The following is a 20,215-nucleotide window of genomic DNA, read 5'->3' on the forward strand; positions in this document are numbered from 1 at the left end:
CAACTGATAAATCGCTGATATATCACTTCTTTCTTTCACAATAAGCAATCATGCATTTATTTTCCTACAAATATGCATTCCTTGCGGCGCAATATTATTATTACGACGTTTTCGAACTATAGCAATAATCATTGTGGCAAGAACTACCGCGCAACTTATCAATGCTATAAGGAACATAGTCATCCAGAATGGCCACTGAAGATGATCTTCTGGAGCATGCGCTGGGTCCGGCAGCACGCGATACCCCGTCACTAGCAATCTATGCGAGTTAACACCATACGGCGTACATGTAAGCAAAGTCGCTAAATCGCGACCCTTTTCTCGCTGCAACAAACTAATATCATGCGGGTCTACAACGCTAATGCGAAACACCCTATAGCGCATTGTATAGCCCTGTACATCAATGTAGAAGTAGTCTCCACGCTTCATATCGATTAAACCGTCAAACATGGTTGCTGTAGGCAAACCAGTATGAGCTGTGATAACAGTATGCCTGTTTTTGCCGCCCACTGGCAAATCTGTGCCATACAAGTGCCCTGCTCCGCGAGCTAGAACATCGCGCGAAGCACCATGATAAATCGGTAGTTTTACGCCTATTTTTGGGATTTTTATGATTCCCATAATTCCCATTGGTTCGTCTAGTTGTTTGATATATGACTTATAGTCTGCTGTTTTTTTGTAATTGTCACTACCATCATACGGATCGGCTGTAAAAATTTTTTTTCTGCGCGCATTGTATTTTCGCGCACTTTTTAGAATAGATTGTCGCACGCTAGCGGCTTGATTATAAGTTACTTTGTCGTAATCTATGGAAATTTGTTTAGACACGTGATTATTCCACAGTGTTGATGCCACTGGGTAGGTGAAGCATAGAATTGCAGCTAGTGCCAAAATAATTGGTTCAACAACGCATTTAAAAACAGATTTTTTGGGATTTGCAGAATCTGAGTCTGCAGAAGATTCGTTTGCAGACGATTCGTTTGCAGACGATTCATTGGGAGTGGATTTAAGAATATGTAAGCCTGCTAATCGCACTAATCTCTCTAAGCTGCTGCGGCAAGCTTTTGCAAATTTAGTAAAACTCATACATCCACTTCCAAAAAGTAAAACAGGGGGCTAAGCAAATACCGCCCAACCCCCTGAGTTTTTTATAATATATTTACGTTAGAAGAATACTAAGCGCGCTGCTTATCTTCTTCTTTGCGATTGTTACGAGTGTAAATAAACACGCTTGCAGCAATCAAAACAATGCCAGCAATAGCGAAAATAAACACGCCGTAAGCACCGGTCTTTGGAAGCTTGAACCAGTGGTCGATGCTATTGCTCGTTGGAACATCAGCAATCGGAACTTCAAGCGATTCAGTATCGCTTGCTTTAGCAGTATTCACTTCATGAACATCTTCTGAGCGAACATAACCTTTTGGAGCATTAACCTCAACAAGATAAATCTTGCTATTCTGATCAGTAGTCTTGACAACATAATCAGAAGTCTTACCGTCAGTGCCAGTTGTAGTGATGGTAGAAGTTCCTGCAGTAGTGGCAGCAGCAGCAAAGCCAGGCATAGCACTATTGCAATTATTTCCACTTGGATCCTTTGCACACTTTACAGCTTCAGTTTTATCAGCAAACGCCTTGAACTCTGCTCCAGAAAGAACTGTCTTCTTCGAGGTATCAGTGCCGTCATACTTCAAGATATGGAACTTGTGGAATACAGTATTGGTATCGTTACCAGGTGTATCCTTGCCGCTGTCTCCGCCTGGGTTAAAACCATACTTGTTGGTAAGTGTAGTCTTTACACTTTTTGTACCAAAATCGCTCTTAATCTTAAGATTCAAAGTTACCTGAACTCGAATATCCTTACTAGCGTACACTTTAGAATCTGTTCCAAACGCGTTAGCAATTTTAGCTAAACCAGAATCTTGGAATGTGAACAGAATGCGCTTACGAGTATTATCCTTAGGCGTATTAGTACTATCACTTACACTAAAATCATTAGCTGCTTTAGTTAACTCAACAGCACCCTGCTTCAAAGCTTTAGTGCTGGAATTGTACTCACCAACGTAAACCTTATAATTACTTACAGTATCACCAAACTTGTCAAGGTTGCTATATGCGGATATTAACGCATCATCCCAAACCTTAAAGCCTTTGAAATTAGAGTTTGCTAACTTATTGTTATCCATTGCAGGTGTTAGTGGAAGCTTCACCTTAGCGGTAATCACGTATGGAAGCGTGTCTCCATCGCCTACCATCTTGCTAGTTTGAGCATCCTTAGTAATACCACCATTAGCATTCCAGTTCTTTGGAGAAACGCTTACATCATACGTATAAGTGTTGGCAGTTGCTTTATCTTCACGCGTAATTTGCGGAACAGTTATAAAGAATGGAGTAAACTCAGGGCTATATCCTGTTGGCACTTTAGTTTCCTCAACGTAGTACAAGCCGATTGCAAGATTATCGAACTTTGCAACGCCTTTTTCATTACCAACTGTTTTCGTGTCTTGGTTCATCTTGCCATTAGTGCCAAATTTGTCATCAAAGCCGACTTTGGTAGTATTACCAGCTTTTGCAGCTTCGTTAAGTTCCTTAACTTTAGAGGCAAGCTTAATCCAATCATCTTGCTTAGTAAGATCAGGAACAGCAGCGCTATCAATCGTACTAACCTTCTGAATTGTAAAGGTTGCACCGTTAAGACCAACAGGTGTACCAGAAGTATCATCCTTCTTATGAATGGTGATAGTACCAGTCAGCTTCTTACCAGCTTCAGACCAAGGTGCGGGCTTAGCAGCTTCAGCACTTGGACTATTAGCAAATGCTACGTTGTTTGCCACCACAGCACCGGCAACGCACAGCGTGCCAGCCATTGCGAGCGAGGCGAATGCCGCCACGCATTGTTTAGTGAATTTGTTCATATTCATTCCTTTCATAAATGCTGTTTCCAGCAATTAAAAGTTTTGAAATTTTGATGTAAGTATGTAATTGTTTATCGGTTTTAACCGAATTTCGAATTATTCACGCAATTTGCTCATAAATGAGTAAATTTTTTAAGTTTAGGAATATTATGTTGCAATATCACGCTCCAAAATTCCATGAGATTTTGCATCAAAAACACGCACATTAAAAACATGCACCCAGTAGAAAAGCTTCATACGAGTCGCCACCTTCCAAGCAACTCGTGACCGCGCTTAGTTTGATCCATTACAAACACAGCAGCAATCAAACTAGACAACATCGCAGAAACAACGCACAAAGACGCATTCCAGCCGCATCCGCCGGTCTTTGGCAGCGCGAATGGTTTCACAACGTGAATCATGAAAGTCTTAAACTCGTAATCTTTACCCCTGATGTACTGATCACCGTAAACTTCATTCAACAAATCATATTTAGCACCATGATGATTACTCATACCATCAAAAGATTTCTTAGCTTCTGGTTTCAAAGCCCAAGCAACGCACTGATAGTCACCAGTTTTTTCTGGAATACCATCGAGCGTAGCAGTAGTACGTTGAGCAGCATCGAACGGATTATTCAGATTATCCTTAGCGTTATAGCTATACAATTTATGCTGCGCGTTGCAATTAGAATTATTCTTACATTTCTCACGCTCGGAGTACGTATCAATATGACTCCATGTAATTGGATTACTTGCTTTCATACCCGCAAGTTTTGAAACAAAATCACGGTCATCATTTTCGCATAAAACTTCCAAGCCTATTTTCTTCTCAGTTTTATTACCACTATTCCACACGTCTTTTGTAGACCAAGCATCAATAAACGGTCTATGCATAAGACTCATGCCACTCATAATGGTAAGACCGCTACCACTTCCAAACTGACCATCAGCATCACTAATATCAGGCGCGTCAGGAGAATCTGACCTTAGCACTCGAAGCTTTATATCATCGCCTTCCATAGGATCCACTGTCACTTGCGCGTACACTGGATTTGGTTTACTTATGCCATCTCCATTACCAGCATCTTTATCCGTAGACTTTGAACCGTCCGGATAATGTACGATCACAGGAATTTTATACACGCCAGGCTTCTGCCACTTAAGCGGCTTAAAAGACATCACTCCATAGTGAGAACCATCACCCGTACCATGGTTTTTACCAGTCTTCCCACCATCGCTAGGCTTATTGTCTTGACCATTATCATAGAAAGACATTCCATAAGGATGATCCTTATCCTTCTTATACCAACCAGGATTATCTTTCTTATACTGGTTTCCATCAAACTCGAACCAAGTGCCGTCTGGAAGTGCGCCTTCTTCTATATCATCCTGATGAGTAGCATTATTAGCGCCTTTCTTACTCGTAGGCACATCAGTAACATTCTTATAACCGTTAGTAAGGCTTGCATGATATTCACCAGCCTTCACTTTCAATGGCACGTAACTAGGATTATTCCTATGCGCGTAAGAAGCTTTAACACTAAACTTTAAAGTTTGATCATTCCAATCTTTACCCTTTGAATCCTTAGTCTCACCCTTAATACCATAATTGGCAAAGAGCATTTTCTTATAAACAACACTTCCGCCAGTGTCATTGACAATTATGTCATCGAAATTCTTAAGACTAACAGCATTGTTAAAAGCAAACACGCGACACTCGTACTTACCGCTTTTCCTAGGCGTTCCAGTAATAATCGCGCGAGAACGAGCCATAGTATTCGTGTTGTACTCATCTTTAGTTAAATACGAGTACTTAAAATCATTGAGATTACAGTTTTTATTATTCCTGCACTTGTTTTCTTCGTCTTCCGTAGCAATCTTCCATTGACGAAAAGCTGTAAACTTTAATCCGTTAACTTCACCAACAGACTTGTTTTTCGCTTCATCCCATTTAAGAAGCGTATAATTATCCTTATTTTCTTCGTGGCAAATAGCGCGGAATGTAATCGGAGACTTATTATTCGAAGACCACGCGTCAGGTATAAGAAGCTTACTACCATCTATCTGCTTATCTTTATCAAGATTCGTGTAATGATCCGTATGATACGAACCATAAGTAATACGGTCGGAATAGTTACTACCGAAATCGTGCATACCTGCACCCTCAGCAATAGAAAGACCTAAATCGTTATTGCCTACAGTAAGTGGCGTTACTTTAACGTGAGCATAAACCTGCCCATTATCCGTACTACTTGAGCCATCAGGATAGTGAGCAATTACAGGAGTATCGTAATTATTAGGATCTTGAGGTTTGCTCGGAGTAAAAGTTACCTCACCAATATTAGCATTAGTCATTTTTGACCAAGAAAGCACTGGTTTAGAATATTTATTACTCTTACCAAGCTCAAACCTAGTACCTTTCGGAAAATCGCCTTTAGTAATCCCCTCGTTTTTTGGAACCGACATAATTGATTTTCCAGCTTGCACCTGTTTTTTATCATAATCTGGATACACAGGCTTATAAAAATGAGACATAGGCCAAACTTTGAATTTAGCGACAACCGTCTCTGAAAAAGGCTGAGGATGATTACAGTTGTAGTTACTTGGATTAGGATAAGTTACCTTAATCGGTATATAAACTGTATGATTCTTATGCGAGTCTGCCGGGTTAAAATACACTTTACCTGTAGACTTGTCAATCCACGCATGACCTTGTTGTAAAGGCTCTGGCTTCGGACTATTAGGATCATCAAAAGTAACTTGAGCATTGGATCCCTTATTGTTATCAAAATAAGCGTTACCATCAATAGAATAAGTAAGATTCTTAGGAATATGATTGTACAGCTTACCTCTTTTACCGTCACTGCCATAATCAGGAACAAAACTACCCTTATTATTGTGGTAATCATCATAACTCTCTTGCCAATGACCATCATCAGTATAAGCTCTCACAGAAGAAGATTCACGAGGCTGTGAATCCTCCGACTCTTCAAAATGCAATCCACCAGGCTTATTCGGATCGGTACTATTATCCCACTCCACGTTATCTGGTATGCCATCACCATCGTGATCATAAGGACCATAAGTTGCATAATCACGCTCATGAGACTCAGCATTAGTAGCCTGATATCCAGCAATAATAGGCATGTAACGAATATCAGTACCATCTGGCACATCTGCAGTAATAATCCAACGGTAGCAAGTCGTAGAATTAGCACTCTCAAACGAACGCAGCATTATACCAAAGTCGCCATTGTCATGCCACTTCTTTATCTCGCATAAACTATATTTCTTCGTAAAATCACGCGCTGTAGGATCAGTATCCTGATTATACCCACAGCCAAAATGACCATTACCAACAGTATCTTCCCACTGATCATTAAAATCGCTATTACCATACGTATAATGCCAACGAGAAATCGTCCGAGAAATTTTCCCCCAATACTTATCCCAAGTTTTCATTGTTTCTGGGATGCCTCTATCATTCTGAGTTGACCAGACATTCCACTTCTTCTCGTAAACATTTCGCCTATCTCTTTGCACTCTAATAGTGTCCGCAATAAGCTGTTTCGGAAGATCTACATAAAAAGTAGGTCGCGCTGGAATACGCTGTCTAGGCTGAGGATTTAACTTCTCCTTAAAAGCATAGTTAAAATATATTTCATACTTCACATGAGTACCATTAGAGTCTTTGGTAATACTTGGCTCAATATCCATATTTTCAACAGCATTACCAATACCATTACCATTAGCAGTAAAATATCCATGGCCAGCATATGACCACATAACCTGCGCAGCGCTTGCAGGCTTAGCTGGCACAACGAGAACAGCAAGAATAGTCGCCACGGCAACAATCAACGCAAGAGCCGCGCGACGAATGTAATACAATTTAGAAGCGCTAGCAATAGAGCACCCTTTAGTGCACCTTTTAGATTTTTGTAAAGTTACAGAACCGTTAACATCATCAAGCGCATGATGACAATTCATAAAACTACAAGTTATACGTATAAGGTTAGAGAAACAGCCGTGAAGCCGTGACATTCTAACGCCTCGATTTCTTAAAAATCTAAAAGCTGCTCGAATACTCATGCCTGTTGATTTTATGAATCAACAAGCATTGCCCGGGGTGCAGAACACTGCATTATCAGCAGCAAATGACGCGAAATATCACAAACCACCAAAGCAAACGTCGATACGAACGCAAGCAAGCACAATCATGCCCAAAATCAGCAGGCTAATTCACGCCAAAAACTTAAACGCAAGATAATGTAGTGCACTACTGCTAAGCACATATGTTGTTATACCCCCCCCCCATGAAAAATTTCAAGTAAAATTTGCAAATTTCCTAATATTCGTAAAAATTCCTAAATTCGGGGTTATATGCGGGTTATAGGCAAAAAATATTGCAATCCAAAAACAAAAAACGGCAGATATTTACCTGCCGTTCAAGTGGGGTGGCTAACGCGGCTTGAACGCGCGACCTTCTGAACCACAATCAGATGCTCTACCGACTGAGCTATAGCCACCATGTGCGCGAAACGAATTGAATCACACAACAAAGGGATACTATACACGATTTCCTCGATTTATGCTAGCGCAACACACTTCGGCGCGTCGTAGTAACAACATCAATTATTCGACAATGGCAAATGCAACAATGGATGTATGAGTTTTTCTGAGCAAAATCAGCGCATATTTGGCGTAACTGAAAACAGTAACAACACAACCGCGCTTCTTCTTGGATCTGGCGAGCTTGGTAAGGAAATTGCGATTGAGCTTATGCGATTAGGCGTGCGAGTATGCGCTGCCGATAGCTACAAAAACGCTCCTGCAATGCAAATAGCTCACGAATACCACGTGCTAGATATGTCGAATCCGCAAGAATTGCAAGAACTTATTTCAAATGTGAATCCTGACATTATTATTCCAGAAGTTGAAGCTATTGCTACTGAAGTTTTGAAAGATGCTGCTAAAAAGAATATTCAAGTCGTTCCTAGCTCAGATATTGCCGCGATTGCAATGGATCGCGAACGCTTGCGTAGAATTGCGCACGAAGATTTAGGACTGCCTACTACACCGTATTGTTTCGCTTCATCTTATGAAGAGTTAGAGGATGGAGCTAAAAAAGTTGGATATCCTTGTGTAGTTAAGCCTGTTATGAGCTCTTCTGGTCACGGTCAGTCAATAGTTCGTAGTTCTGAAAATTTGCTTGCGGCTTGGAATGAAGCTCAGCATGGCAGGCGTGCAGCAGCTGGTCATGAGAATGAGTGTTCACGCGTTATTGTTGAAGCTTTAGCTCCGCTTGATTATGAGCTTACAGTACTTACAATAAGCTCTTGCGCAGGAATTACTACTTGTGAGCCGATCGCTCAGCGTCAGCAAGATGGAGATTATAGAGAATCTTGGCAGCCTGCAAATATTCCTGAATCGATCCGCACTAATGCGAAAGATATTGCAAAGCGCGCTGTAGAAGGTTTGACTGATATTGCGCAAGAAGCTGGCGAAACAGGTTGGGGCATTTATGGAGTCGAATTATTCGTGCTTACTGATGGCTCTTTGCTTTTTAATGAATTGTCACCTCGCCCACACGATACTGGCATGGTAACTATGATTTCGCAGCATTATAGTGAATTTGCATTGCATGCATTGGCTATTTTGGGAGTTCCAGTTACAGCTAACTATACTGAGCTTTCTTTGAAAAATAATGAAGTTGCAGCAAGTCACGCCATTGTTATTAAGGCGGAAGGATCTGTTGGTTTTACGAATATTGCTCAAGCTTTGCAATCTGGCGAAAATTATCGATGCAACTTGCGTATTTTTGCTAAGCCTTCTGTACATGGTCACAGACGCATGGCAGTTTCTTTAGCTACTGGATTAACGCAAGAAGAAGCTAGAGAAAATGCGACACGCGTCGCCATTTCGCTAAAAACTACACAAACAAATGCTTAGATACATTGAAAATTAAGGCATAGGAGTTAAAAAAGATAATAATTTACAGTATGCACGAAGGGAAATTTTGTAGGTAACAATTGTTACGCTAATCGTGCTGGCAAAGGTCAGGTAAACCTACAAATATTGTTGGTTTGCGCCTACAACTGTGAATGCACATAAGAGAGGGCATATCATGGAAAAACTTGAGAAGTTGTACGAAGGCAAAGCCAAAAAACTGTATGCTACCGATGACACCAATGTGCTATGGGTTGAATACATGAACCAGGCAACAGCTGGTAACGGTCTGAAGAAAGCTCAGATTGCAGGTAAAGGCAGTTTAAATAACCGGATTACTTCGTTACTATTCCATTTACTTGAGGCGCGCGGCGTAAAAAGCCACTTCCTCGGACGAATTTCCGATACTGAACAACTTGTAAAGCGTATGCGCATGTTCCCACTGGAAATTATTATGCGAAATACTGCTGCAGGTTCTTTTGCAAAACGTTATAACATTAAAGAAGGAACACCTTTAAAGAAGCCATTGTTGGAGTTCTGCGTAAAGTCCGACGAGCTTGGTGATCCATTTATTAATCCTGAAGGCGTTGTGGCTCTTGGATTAGCAACAGATGAAGAAATAGCAGAAGTCACTCGTCAAGCTCATGCTGTTAACAATGCTTTGTTGGATATTTTCTCAAAGATTGATGTTCAGCTTGTCGACTTCAAGATTGAAGAGGGCGTGGACGCCGAAGGAAATATTCTTCTCGCTGATGAAATAACTCCTGATACTTGCAGACTTTGGGATAAGCGCAATGCTGGTACGAACGGAGTAAGTCATTTGGACAAGGACTTGTTCAGGCGCGATTTAGGCGACATCATTCCTGCTTATGAAGAAATTCACGATAGGCTTGCATCTTTAGCTCAAAGCGAAGGTTTGGATGTTTCTGTGCGCAAACCTGACGATTGCGTAGAACGATAATGATTGTTGTGGCTCGTACCTTTAAGGGTGCGAGCCACATGCATTCTTAATGTGATTTTGAATAATTTAATATTTATAATTTAAAACCAATACAACAATAAACACTGCATTCATACCGCACATTCAACAAGGTAGGTTTCTCGTGGTATTTCGCGTATATGTGGAAAAACGCACTGGTTTTGACGTTCAAGCGCAACAGCTTTTACATGAGCTTAGGGAGATTCTTGGCATAAGCGCGATTACTTCCGCAAGAATTATTAACCGTTATGACGTTGAAGGTATCAGCAAAGATTTATTCGACAATGCTGTGCAAACAGTATTGAGCGAACCTCCAGTTGATAATACTTACGATTACTTGCCTATTGAAACCGACGAGCACGTATTTGCTGTAGAATTTTTGCCTGGTCAATTCGATCAGCGTGCGCAATCTGCTAGCGAATGCATTCAACTTATTAGTCAAGGTGAACGCCCAACAGTGCGCACTGCTAGAGTAATCGCTTTAAAAGGTAATCTTGACGAAAAAGCACTAAACGATATTAAACACTACGTTATTAATCCTGTTGAAGCGCGAGAAGCTTCACTTGATGAGGTAAAAAGTTTACAGCGAGAAGCAGTTGTACCATCTGATGTAGAAGTAATTAGCTCATTTAACGATTTAGACGAAGCTGGATTACAAGACTTTATTAATACTCGCGGTTTGGCAATGGATTTGGCTGACGCAAAGTTCTGCCAGAAGTATTTCTGTGAAGAACATAGAAATCCTACTATTACAGAAATTCGCGTTATTGATACGTACTGGTCCGACCACTGCCGTCACACGACTTTTGGCACCGAGCTTACAGATATTTCTATTGACGATAACACTGTTCAAGAAGCATTTAGCCGTTATCTTGATTTGCGAAAAGAACTAAATCGCGAAAATAAGCCTGTTTGCCTTATGGATATGGCAACTATTGGCGCAAAATACTTAAAGCATACTGGCGAGCTTAAAAATTTGGACGAGTCAGAAGAAATCAACGCTTGCACAGTAAAAGTTAAAGTGGACGTAAACGGTCACGACGAAGATTGGCTGTTCCTGTTTAAAAACGAAACACATAATCATCCTACAGAGATTGAGCCTTTCGGTGGAGCTGCAACTTGCATTGGTGGCTGCATCCGTGATCCTCTTTCTGGACGCTCCTATGTGTATCAAGCAATGCGAGTAACTGGTGCTGCAGATCCACGCACGCCTATTAGCGAGACTTTAAACGGTAAGCTTCCGCAGCGAAAAATCGTAACTTCTGCCGCCGCAGGATACTCTTCTTACGGAAATCAAATTGGTTTAGCTACTGGCGAAGTGCATGAACTTTATCATCCGGGTTATGTTGCAAAACGTATGGAGGTTGGTGCGGTTGTTGCCGCTACCCCAGCCGACCATGTGCGCAGAGAAACTCCAGCTCCTGGCGATGTGATTATTCTTCTTGGCGGACGCACTGGCAGAGATGGCATTGGTGGTGCTACCGGCGCTTCTAAAGCTCAAGATGTTGAAAGTATTGAAGAGTGCGGAGCTGAAGTTCAAAAAGGTAATGCTCCTATTGAGCGAAAACTCCAACGACTTTTCCGACGCAAGGATGCTTGCCAACTTATTAAGCGTTGCAACGATTTTGGCGCTGGCGGCGTTTCTGTCGCAACTGGCGAAATTGCCGACGGCTTAACTATTAATCTCGACAAAGTTTCTAAAAAGTATGAAGGTCTCGATGGCACTGAGCTTGCTATTTCTGAATCTCAAGAGCGCATGGCTGTCGACGTTGCGTCAAGTGATGCTGAAGAATTTTTGAAGTATGCTCGTGAAGAAAATCTTGAAGCAGAAATAATAGCGACTGTTACTGAAGAAGCGCGAATGCGAATGACTTGGCGTGGAAAAACCATTGTTGACTTAAGCAGAGCATTCTTAGCTTCTAATGGCGCTCCAAAACAGCAGATACTGCATATTGAAAGTGGAGAATCTTACGAAACTCCATGGCAGAATCAGTCAAATTTGCCGTTAGAAAAGCGCATGCATAACTTAGTTTCGGATATTAATATTGCTTCAAATAAAGGCTTATCTGAACGATTTGATTCTACTATTGGCGCTGCTACTGTGCTTATGCCTTTTGGCGGTCGCCGTCAGCTTACTCCTGCTCAAGCTATGGTTGCTAAATTCCCAGTATTTGGCGAAACAAACACAGCTTCCGCAATGGCTTGGGGCTTTAATCCGTATTTAATGGAAAAAAACCAATTCACTGGTGCCTATGTTGCTGTTGTTGAATCATTGGCAAAGCTAGCAGCTAGCGGTTTCACGCGCGAACGTGCTTACTTGAGTTTGCAAGAATATTTTGGCAAGCCTCACGATATTCCAGAGCGTTGGGGAAAGCCAGCTGCAGCAGTTCTTGGTGCTTTAAGTGCACAGCTTGATTTTGGAGTTGGTGCTATTGGCGGCAAAGATTCTATGAGCGGCAGTTTTGAGAATCTGGATGTGCCACCAACTTTGATTTCGTTTGCTGTTTCTACCGGAGACGCACGTTTAACTGTTTCACCTGAATTTAAGGGTGTAAATCATAAAGTTATACGTATTGCTCTAAAGTATAAATCCGACGGAATCACTCCAGAAAAAGAAAGCTTCCTGAAAGCACTAGAAATTGTAGAAAATATTACGAAAAACAAGCAAGCTCTTGCTATATCTACTCCTGGCTACGGTGCTAGCGCAGAAAGCTTATTCAAAATGACGCTTGGAAATCATATTGGTCTTAAATTATTCAACAATTTAAGCGACGATGATTTATTTAAGCCAGCATATGGAAGCTTCTACGTTGAACTCAAGGAAGACGCTGAAGTTCCATCTTTAGCTAATACAAGCTTGGTTGACGTTGAGATTGTTGGCGAAACAACTGAAAATTACGCAATTACTTCATCAAATAGCGAAGAAATTGATTTAAGTGATTTGCAAAAGGTTTGGGAAAGCGAACTTTCCTCAATCTTCCCGTACAAAAAGCCTGGCGAGATTGTAGAAACTATTAATAACAAAACTAATGTTTCTACTACAAATCACATGCACATAGGAAAACTAAAGCCGCTTTCGCATCCTCGCGTTATTATCCCAGTTTTCCCTGGAAATAATTGCGAATACGATACTCAAGCTGCTTTTGAAAAAACTGGAGCAGACGCTCATACGCTTATTATTAATAATTTAAGCGCAAAAGATATTGCACAATCAGCTGAGAAATTGGTTGAAGAGATTAAAAAGAGTCAAATTGTAATGATTCCGGGAGGCTTCTCCGGAGGCGATGAGCCGGACGGTTCTGCGAAATTCATTACAGCATTCTTTAGGAATCCAGCAGTAACAGACGCAGTTCGTGACTTGCTTAATAATCGTGACGGTTTAATGCTTGGAATTTGCAATGGCTTCCAAGCGCTTATTAAGCTGGGCTTGGTTCCTTTTGGAGATATTGTTCCTATGGATTCTAACTGCCCAACTCTTACCTACAACACTATTGGCAGACACCAAAGTAGGATTGTTCGCACTAGAGTTGCTTCAAATCTTTCACCATGGTTAGCAAATACGCAAGTTGGAGACATGCATACTGTTGCAATTTCTCATGGAGAAGGTCGCTTTATTGCTACTAACGAAGTTATGGAAAAGCTTATTAAAAACGGTCAAATAGCTACACAATATGTTGACAGCAATGGCGTACCAAGTATGAGCTTAAACGTAAATCCTAATGGCTCAATGATGTCAGTAGAAGGTATTACAAGCCCAGACGGTAGAGTTTTTGGAAAAATGGGACATTGCGAGCGCGCAGGTCGTGACTTGTATGTCAATATTCCTGATTTCCATGAGCAACCATTGTTTGAAGCTGGCGTTGAATATTTCACTGCATGAGCTTTAGTTTACAGTTGCAAAACTTGTATCAAAATAACTACAAATTCGACGATTACAATCATCGATTATTAGGGGGTATGAATGTCTGCAGAACTTGAAGATATTCACGAAGAATGCGGCGTATTTGGTGTGTGGGGTCATCAAGATGCAGCTAGGCTGACATATTTTGGACTTCATGCGCTACAGCATCGAGGACAAGAAGGTGCCGGCATTGTATCTAACGACAATGGCAAACTGCATGGGTATCGCGGATTGGGATTGCTAACTCAAGTATTTAGCAATGAACAAGTTATGGATCGTCTTACTGGAAACAGGGCTATCGGTCACGTGCGATATGCTACTGCAGGTTCTGGAAGCGTTGATAACATTCAGCCTTTCCTATTCCGTTTCCACGATGGAGACGTAGCTCTTGCGCATAACGGAAATTTGACAAATTGCACTAGCCTACGTAATTCCTTGGAAGATAAAGGCTCAATATTCCACTCAAATTCTGATACTGAAATATTGATGCATTTGATTCGCCACTCCAGTAAAGCAACTTTTATGGATCGCCTAAAAGAAGCTTTACAAACTGTTCATGGCGGTTTTGCTTACTTATTGCTTACTCAAGATGCACTAATCGGAGCGACTGATCCAAATGGTTTCCGCCCTCTTTCGCTTGGTCGTATGAAGAACGGCGCATACGTGCTCGCTTCTGAAACTTGTGCGCTTGATATTGTGCGAGCAGAGTTTATTCGCGATATTGAGCCTGGCGAAATCATTGTTATTAATGACGATGGCTACACTATTGAGCAATATACGAAGCATGTACAGCATGCAGTATGCTCAATGGAATTTATTTATTTCGCTCGCCCAGATTCTAATATTTACGGTATTAATGTTCATTCTGTGCGAAAGCGTATGGGTGCGCGTTTGGCTAAAGAATCTCCTGTTGAAGCAGATATGGTTATTGGAGTACCTAATTCTTCACTTTCTGCTGCTGCAGGATACGCTGAAACAAGCGGAATTCCAAACGAAATGGGATTGATTAAAAACCAGTATGTTGCACGCACTTTTATTCAACCGACGCAAGAATTACGCGAGCAAGGCGTTCGTATGAAACTTTCTGCTGTTCGTGGTGTGGTTGCAGGAAAACGCGTTATTGTTATTGACGATTCGATTGTTCGCGGAACTACTTCTAAGCGCATTGTGCAATTGCTTCGAGAAGCTGGCGCTAAAGAAGTGCATATGCGTATTTCTTCCCCTCCGCTTAAATATCCTTGCTTCTACGGTATCGATATTCAAACTACGAAGGAACTTATTGCAGCAAAGCATTCAGTTGAAGAAATTCGCGAATATATCGATGCTGATTCCTTAGCATTTTTGTCTTTAGATGGATTAGTCGAGTCGATTGGATTAAAAAAGCCTGCTCCTTATGGCGGTTTGTGCGTTGCTTACTTTAATGGCGACTACCCTACTGCACTAGACGATTACGGCGAAGAATTCTTGGCTTCACTTACTCCTGAAGAACGCGAACATTTGCAAGAAGTAAGGAAACATAGTAAATATTCGCACGAAAATCTTATATAACTTAATAATTTAATTGTTTATTGCAATTTATAAATAAAACTTAAGAAAATACTTATAACAGTGTTACGAAAGGAACCGATATGCCACATGCATATGAAGAAGCTGGCGTAAGCGTAGAAGCAGGATACGAAGTAGTACGTCGTATTAAATCTCATGTAAATCGCACAAAGCGCCCAGGCGTTGTAGGTGGCATTGGCGGATTTGGCGGCTTATTTGATTTGGCGTCTCTTGGTTACAAAGAGCCAGTGCTGATTTCTGGCACAGATGGCGTTGGAACCAAGCTTGTGATTGCAAAAATGATGAATAAGCATAACACTATTGGCATTGATTGCGTTGCTATGTGCGTAAACGACATTGCAGCTCAAGGTGCCGAGCCGCTTTTCTTCCTCGATTACATTGCGTGCGGAAAAAACAATCCTGAAATACTTGAGCAAGTAGTTTCAGGCGTTGCAGACGGTTGCGTGCAATCAGAAGCAGGTTTAATTGGCGGCGAAACTGCTGAAATGCCTGGGATGTATGACGAAGACGAGTACGATCTTGCAGGTTTTGCAGTAGGCGTTGCAGAACGTTCAAATATTGTTGACGGCTCCACTATTACTGCCGGCGACGTGCTTATAGGACTTCCTTCTTCAGGAGTTCATTCAAACGGATTCTCTCTTGTTCGCAAAGCTTTGTTTGAAGAAGCAGGTTTTAGCGTTGACACCAAACTAGATGAGCTTAATGGCAAAACACTTGGCGAAGTTCTTCTTGAACCTACTCGAATCTATGTAAAAGCTTTAAAGCCACTTTTTGCAGAACATCTTATTAAGGGAGTTGCTCATATTACAGGCGGCGGATTTATTGAAAATGTTCCGCGCATGTACGCAGATGATTTAGCTGCAAAAATTGACACTACTAGCTGGAGCGTTCCACCTATTTTTGGCGTTCTTGAAAAAGCTGGAAAAGTTGCTCACACTGAAATGTTCAACGTTTTTAATATGGGTATTGGCATGATTTTGGCAGTTGACGAAAACAAAGCAAACGAGGCAATGCGAATACTAAAAGAGCATAACGAAACCGCTTATATTATTGGCAAAATGGCTAAGCGCGAAAACGCTGCAGTTGAGTTGTTGTAAACCACAAAAACGCAAAACCGCAAAATATAAAGCTGCAAAACAGTAGACAGCGAAATCTTAAAGCAATAAAGGATTAAAAATGAAAGTTTTAGTAGTTGGTTCTGGCGCTCGCGAACACGCTATTGCACACGCGCTACTTAAAGGAGAAAGCGTTGAAGAAGTAACTGTTGCTCCTGGAAATCCTGGTATTGCAGCAGATGGCATTCAAACTGCAAACATAAGTCAATCAGATCATGACGCTCTTATTAAGTTCGTTAAAGACAATAACTACGATTTTGCGTTCATTGGTCCTGAAGTTCCGCTTATGAATGGCATTGTTGACGATTTTGAAGCGCATGGAATTGCCGCTTTTGGTCCAAACAAAGCCGCAGCTCAAATTGAAGGCTCTAAAGATTTCGCAAAAAAGCTTATGGCTCGTCACAACGTTCCAACCGCCTCCTACAAAACATTTGACGCTTTGGAGACAGCACGCGCATACGTTCTTGAGCATGGTGCTCCAATTGTTATTAAAGCGGACGGTTTGGCTGCTGGAAAAGGCGTTACTGTTGCTATGGATGAGCAAACAGCAGTTGATGCTTTGGAGGATATTTTCGTCGATCATCGTTTTGGTCAAGCTGGAGCAAAAGTCGTTATTGAAGAATTTTTGCAAGGCCAAGAGTTTTCACTTATGAGTTTTGTAAGCGGAACTGATTTTTGGGTTATGCCTATTTCTCAAGATCACAAGCGCGCTTACGACGGAGACAAAGGACCAAATACTGGCGGCATGGGAGCTTATAGCCCTGTTCCACAAATTAGCGACGAAACAGTTCAGCGTGCTATCGACGAGATTGTGCGCCCAACTGTTGAAGGACTAGCTAAAGAGGGTACGCCTTTTACCGGCGTGCTTTATGCTGGCTTAATTGATACAGCAACAGGTCCTAAAGTTATTGAGTTTAATGCTCGTTTTGGAGACCCAGAAACAGAAGTTGTACTTCCTCGCCTTACTTCAGATTTTGGTGCAGCTATATGGAATATTTTGCAGCATAAAAATCCGACTTTTACTTGGAAAAATAGCGGTGTTACGCTCGGCGTGATCATTGCTAGCGAAGGCTACCCTGGCACTTTAGTTACTGGAACTCAACTTCCTCAAATTCCTGTTGACGAAAACCAAGGTCAGCACGTGTATTATGCAGGAGTAAAAAGCGATGAAGAAAGCGGAAAACTTCTTACTTCTTCAGGCAGAGTAGCTCTTATACAAGTGCATGGAGACGACGTAAAAGACGCTCAAAACAACGTCTACAGCATATTAGATAAGCTTAATCTTCCGCACATGTTCTTTAGGCATGATATCGCAGAAAAAGCTTTAAAATAGTTTGTTAATTAAATATAGTTTTCATTAACAAACTGCAAATCAATAAGCCCCTCGCTATTTGAAAAATAATATTTATCAAATACAAACGAGGGGCATTTTAATTATCAAACTAACTTTTAGCGCGGTAATTTCATAAAATCAGTATTACGCAAATAATGCTTTCCAGCAGTAATATCGTATTGTATTAAGCGATAGTCGTGAAGAAGTTGACGTGACTTCTTATCCATCTTAGACAAAATCATCGGATTACCATCGTTATCCAAATAAATTGATTGTCCTTCAGGAATTCTATCCCAGCCTTGAATAGTATTTACAACAGGAGGCTCCATAGCACTCACATGCTCATGTAAACGAGTTAAGAAAGCAAGATACGGAGAAACTTTAGCGTTCATATGTAAAGCAGCCTGAGAAATAAAGAAGTTAGGTGAAGAATACTTATTAGTACGATCTACATCTTTACTTGTATTAGAATGCTCTACATTTTTGTTTGAAGATTTTTTCTCACTACGCTCTTTACGCTCCAAAGCAACTTTATTTGACCAAATAAAATAATCAGTCAAATGCAAAGACAATGAATTCTTTTCATCCGAACTTGCAGTACCGTAAATTCCTGGCAAATGGTCACCATAAAACATAACAGTAATAGGCTTATTCAGTTTATCTAAACTCTTCAAAAACGCTTGCGTTGCTTCATCAGTGTGCTGCACACCCTTAGCATACGTTTCAATAGAAGTTTTTTCATCATCACCAAGATCAGCGGCACCATCTTTAGAAGACGCTTCGAATTCATTATTCGCATACCAATCCCTATAAGGCATGTGGTTTTGCATAGTAACAATTTGTACGAACCTAGGTTGCTTATGTTCTTTAATCTTTTCTAACGCACTCTTATATGCTGATGCGTCAGAAACATACGGCGATTTATCTAGCACATCACGGTGAGCAATAACATCAGGTCCTTGCAATGCGTAGAACTTACTAAATCCAAACTTTTTGTAATTAGTAGCGCGCAAATACATGCTCGGCTCATACGGGTGGAAAGCTATAGATTTAATAGAATTACGAGAATCATCCCAATATTGATTAATAGTTGGAGACCATTGAGCATTAGGAACCAACTGCTGATACGGACTAGTCATTGAAGGATCAAAATTAGCCATGCTCAAACCAGTTAAAGACATGTACTCTAGGTTTGCAGTACCGCCACCGTAACCAGAAGAAAGCATCAAACCACTATCCGTATGCTTCTTCAAATTGCTAATAAATGGTATTGGATTCTTGTTCAACTTCAAACCAGGAACACGAGTAGGATCAGAGAACGATTCAGACAAAATAAGAATAAAAGTATTATCGTTCATATTTGTTGTACGAGAACGATTTATACGTTTAGATTCATCGTTATAACGCTTGTATACAGCCTTCATAGTTTCTTCACTGTAATCAGCCGGCCTATCCATAATTTTAGGATTTACATTACGCAAAAATGCCACAATAGCACCATTGCGTTGAGCATCATAAACAGAATCCCACATAGCAGGACTGTCACCAAGCATTTTAGAAAAAACGTTAGCTGAAGAGTCGACTGTGCCAACGCCGCCAATATACCAGCTTAAATTCCCTATTAAAATCAACGCAATTGCAACACGAATGCCAGCAGAATAGCGCCAATCTTTAAATCGCACAATCTTTCCATGATTTGTATCAAATATGTGTAAGCAAACAGTTGTAACTAAAAGCAAAATAAAAACGCCTAAAGCAACACCAATGACCATAGGAGCATTATCTGGCAAAAATGAAGCGACATTACCAGTGTTACTTTTTAAAAAGTTTAAGTCCGCAGGAAGAATAGTTTCATAACGAACATTTACTTTCATATATTCAATAACAGCAATAAGCAATGAAACACTTAGAATTATTGCACTTGATATCCAAAATCGGTTACTAATCAAAAGAATTAAACCGTATATCATCGCAACGACGAGCGCACTAAGAACAATAACAAAATTAAGTTCTCTCCAAGTTTTAGTTATTAATCCCCAACGTCCACCAGACATTGCAGAAGTCATCTCAACTCTTCCAGCGCGCTGCACACCCATTTGCACAATAATTACCGACATGCCGTCAATAACAAAGAAAAGAAATGCATACAGCCAATACGGAACTTTCAAGCGCAAAAATGACTTCATATTATCCTCAATAAATCACACACATACTGATTATTACTAATAATGTGCAAGTTTACTTATTGCTATCGTCATAACTTTTTAACAATGCATTGAAACAAGAAAAATAGCGATTTTAATACTTAGGACTGATTACAATATATGTTTCGATATTTATTATTTAAATAGAATAAATAATAAAAATAAAACAAATATTGAGGAAAATTTCAGATACTAGCATTACATTACTAGGTTGGGCAATTACTGTGCGTATATGTCACTTAGATTGGTAACTGGTACGCAAATTAGACTAGAAAGTA

General features: G+C 40.7%; 10 protein-coding genes and 1 tRNA gene. 6 read left to right on the top strand and 5 right to left on the bottom strand.

Translation table 11 applies throughout. The features are described 5' to 3' along the window. Nucleotides 1-48 precede the first annotated feature (48 nt). The 4 genes from DOD25_RS03730 to DOD25_RS03750 form a co-directional block, all read right to left on the bottom strand. Entirely contained in the window at nucleotides 49-1,086 is a 1,038-nt protein-coding gene (locus DOD25_RS03730; protein WP_112928733.1) for a class C sortase, read from the bottom strand. Between the two features lie 89 nt (nucleotides 1,087-1,175). After that, nucleotides 1,176-2,912, bottom strand: coding sequence for a SpaH/EbpB family LPXTG-anchored major pilin (locus tag DOD25_RS03735; protein WP_162720537.1), 1,737 nt, complete (start codon nucleotides 2,910-2,912; stop codon nucleotides 1,176-1,178). 233 nt (nucleotides 2,913-3,145) lie between these two features. Then, nucleotides 3,146-6,934 carry a Rib/alpha-like domain-containing protein gene (locus DOD25_RS03740; protein ID WP_234025928.1) on the bottom strand — a complete coding sequence of 1,263 codons (3,789 nt, stop codon included), beginning with the start codon at nucleotides 6,932-6,934 and terminating at the stop codon, nucleotides 3,146-3,148. A 409-nt stretch (nucleotides 6,935-7,343) separates the two neighbouring features. Next, nucleotides 7,344-7,419 (bottom strand) — tRNA-His (locus tag DOD25_RS03750). Nucleotides 7,420-7,558: 139 nt separating this feature from the next. On the opposite strand from DOD25_RS03750, the gene purT reads away from it, so the two are divergent. The 6 genes from purT to purD all read left to right on the top strand — a co-directional run bounded on the left by purT (nucleotide 7,559) and on the right by purD (nucleotide 17,733). Beyond that, nucleotides 7,559-8,842, top strand: coding sequence for a formate-dependent phosphoribosylglycinamide formyltransferase (gene purT / locus DOD25_RS03755; protein ID WP_112928739.1), 1,284 nt, complete (start codon nucleotides 7,559-7,561; stop codon nucleotides 8,840-8,842). Between the two features lie 175 nt (nucleotides 8,843-9,017). Then, complete coding sequence (gene purC, locus DOD25_RS03760) at nucleotides 9,018-9,800, top strand: phosphoribosylaminoimidazolesuccinocarboxamide synthase (protein WP_064340635.1); 783 nt, start codon at nucleotides 9,018-9,020, stop codon at nucleotides 9,798-9,800. Nucleotides 9,801-9,942: 142 nt separating this feature from the next. Next, nucleotides 9,943-13,698, top strand: a complete 3,756-nt coding sequence (locus DOD25_RS03765) for a phosphoribosylformylglycinamidine synthase (protein ID WP_064340254.1) — start codon at nucleotides 9,943-9,945, stop codon at nucleotides 13,696-13,698. Between the two features lie 81 nt (nucleotides 13,699-13,779). After that, nucleotides 13,780-15,267 (top strand): amidophosphoribosyltransferase, encoded by a 1,488-nt coding sequence (gene purF, locus DOD25_RS03770; protein WP_004105975.1) that lies wholly within the window; start codon nucleotides 13,780-13,782, stop codon nucleotides 15,265-15,267. Nucleotides 15,268-15,347: 80 nt separating this feature from the next. Beyond that, entirely contained in the window at nucleotides 15,348-16,382 is a 1,035-nt protein-coding gene (gene purM, locus DOD25_RS03775) for a phosphoribosylformylglycinamidine cyclo-ligase (RefSeq protein ID WP_064340720.1), read from the top strand. 79 nt (nucleotides 16,383-16,461) lie between these two features. After that, nucleotides 16,462-17,733: a phosphoribosylamine--glycine ligase gene (purD, locus tag DOD25_RS03780; RefSeq protein WP_064340719.1), complete on the top strand. Its 1,272-nt coding sequence runs from the start codon at nucleotides 16,462-16,464 to the stop codon at nucleotides 17,731-17,733. A 116-nt stretch (nucleotides 17,734-17,849) separates the two neighbouring features. Here purD and DOD25_RS03785 read toward each other — a convergent pair whose 3' ends face one another. Further along, nucleotides 17,850-19,919: an LTA synthase family protein gene (locus DOD25_RS03785; RefSeq protein WP_064340423.1), complete on the bottom strand. Its 2,070-nt coding sequence runs from the start codon at nucleotides 19,917-19,919 to the stop codon at nucleotides 17,850-17,852. Nucleotides 19,920-20,215 lie beyond the last annotated feature (296 nt).

The organism is Gardnerella leopoldii (genome assembly GCF_003293675.1).
Lineage (GTDB): Bacteria > Actinomycetota > Actinomycetes > Actinomycetales > Bifidobacteriaceae > Bifidobacterium > Bifidobacterium leopoldii.

What these genes read in the sequence shown, in the direction of transcription:
- purC (WP_064340635.1), top strand. Translation starts at nt 9,018, where the DNA reads ATGGAAAAACTTGAGAAGTTGTACGAAGGCAAAGCCAAAAAACTGTAT.
- DOD25_RS03740 (WP_234025928.1), bottom strand. Translation starts at nt 6,934, where the DNA reads ATGTCACGGCTTCACGGCTGTTTCTCTAACCTTATACGTATAACTTGT.
- purD (WP_064340719.1), top strand. Translation starts at nt 16,462, where the DNA reads ATGAAAGTTTTAGTAGTTGGTTCTGGCGCTCGCGAACACGCTATTGCA.
- purM (WP_064340720.1), top strand. Translation starts at nt 15,348, where the DNA reads ATGCCACATGCATATGAAGAAGCTGGCGTAAGCGTAGAAGCAGGATAC.
- DOD25_RS03735 (WP_162720537.1), bottom strand. Translation starts at nt 2,912, where the DNA reads ATGAACAAATTCACTAAACAATGCGTGGCGGCATTCGCCTCGCTCGCA.
- DOD25_RS03785 (WP_064340423.1), bottom strand. Translation starts at nt 19,919, where the DNA reads ATGAAGTCATTTTTGCGCTTGAAAGTTCCGTATTGGCTGTATGCATTT.
- purT (WP_112928739.1), top strand. Translation starts at nt 7,559, where the DNA reads ATGAGTTTTTCTGAGCAAAATCAGCGCATATTTGGCGTAACTGAAAAC.
- DOD25_RS03730 (WP_112928733.1), bottom strand. Translation starts at nt 1,086, where the DNA reads ATGAGTTTTACTAAATTTGCAAAAGCTTGCCGCAGCAGCTTAGAGAGA.
- purF (WP_004105975.1), top strand. Translation starts at nt 13,780, where the DNA reads ATGTCTGCAGAACTTGAAGATATTCACGAAGAATGCGGCGTATTTGGT.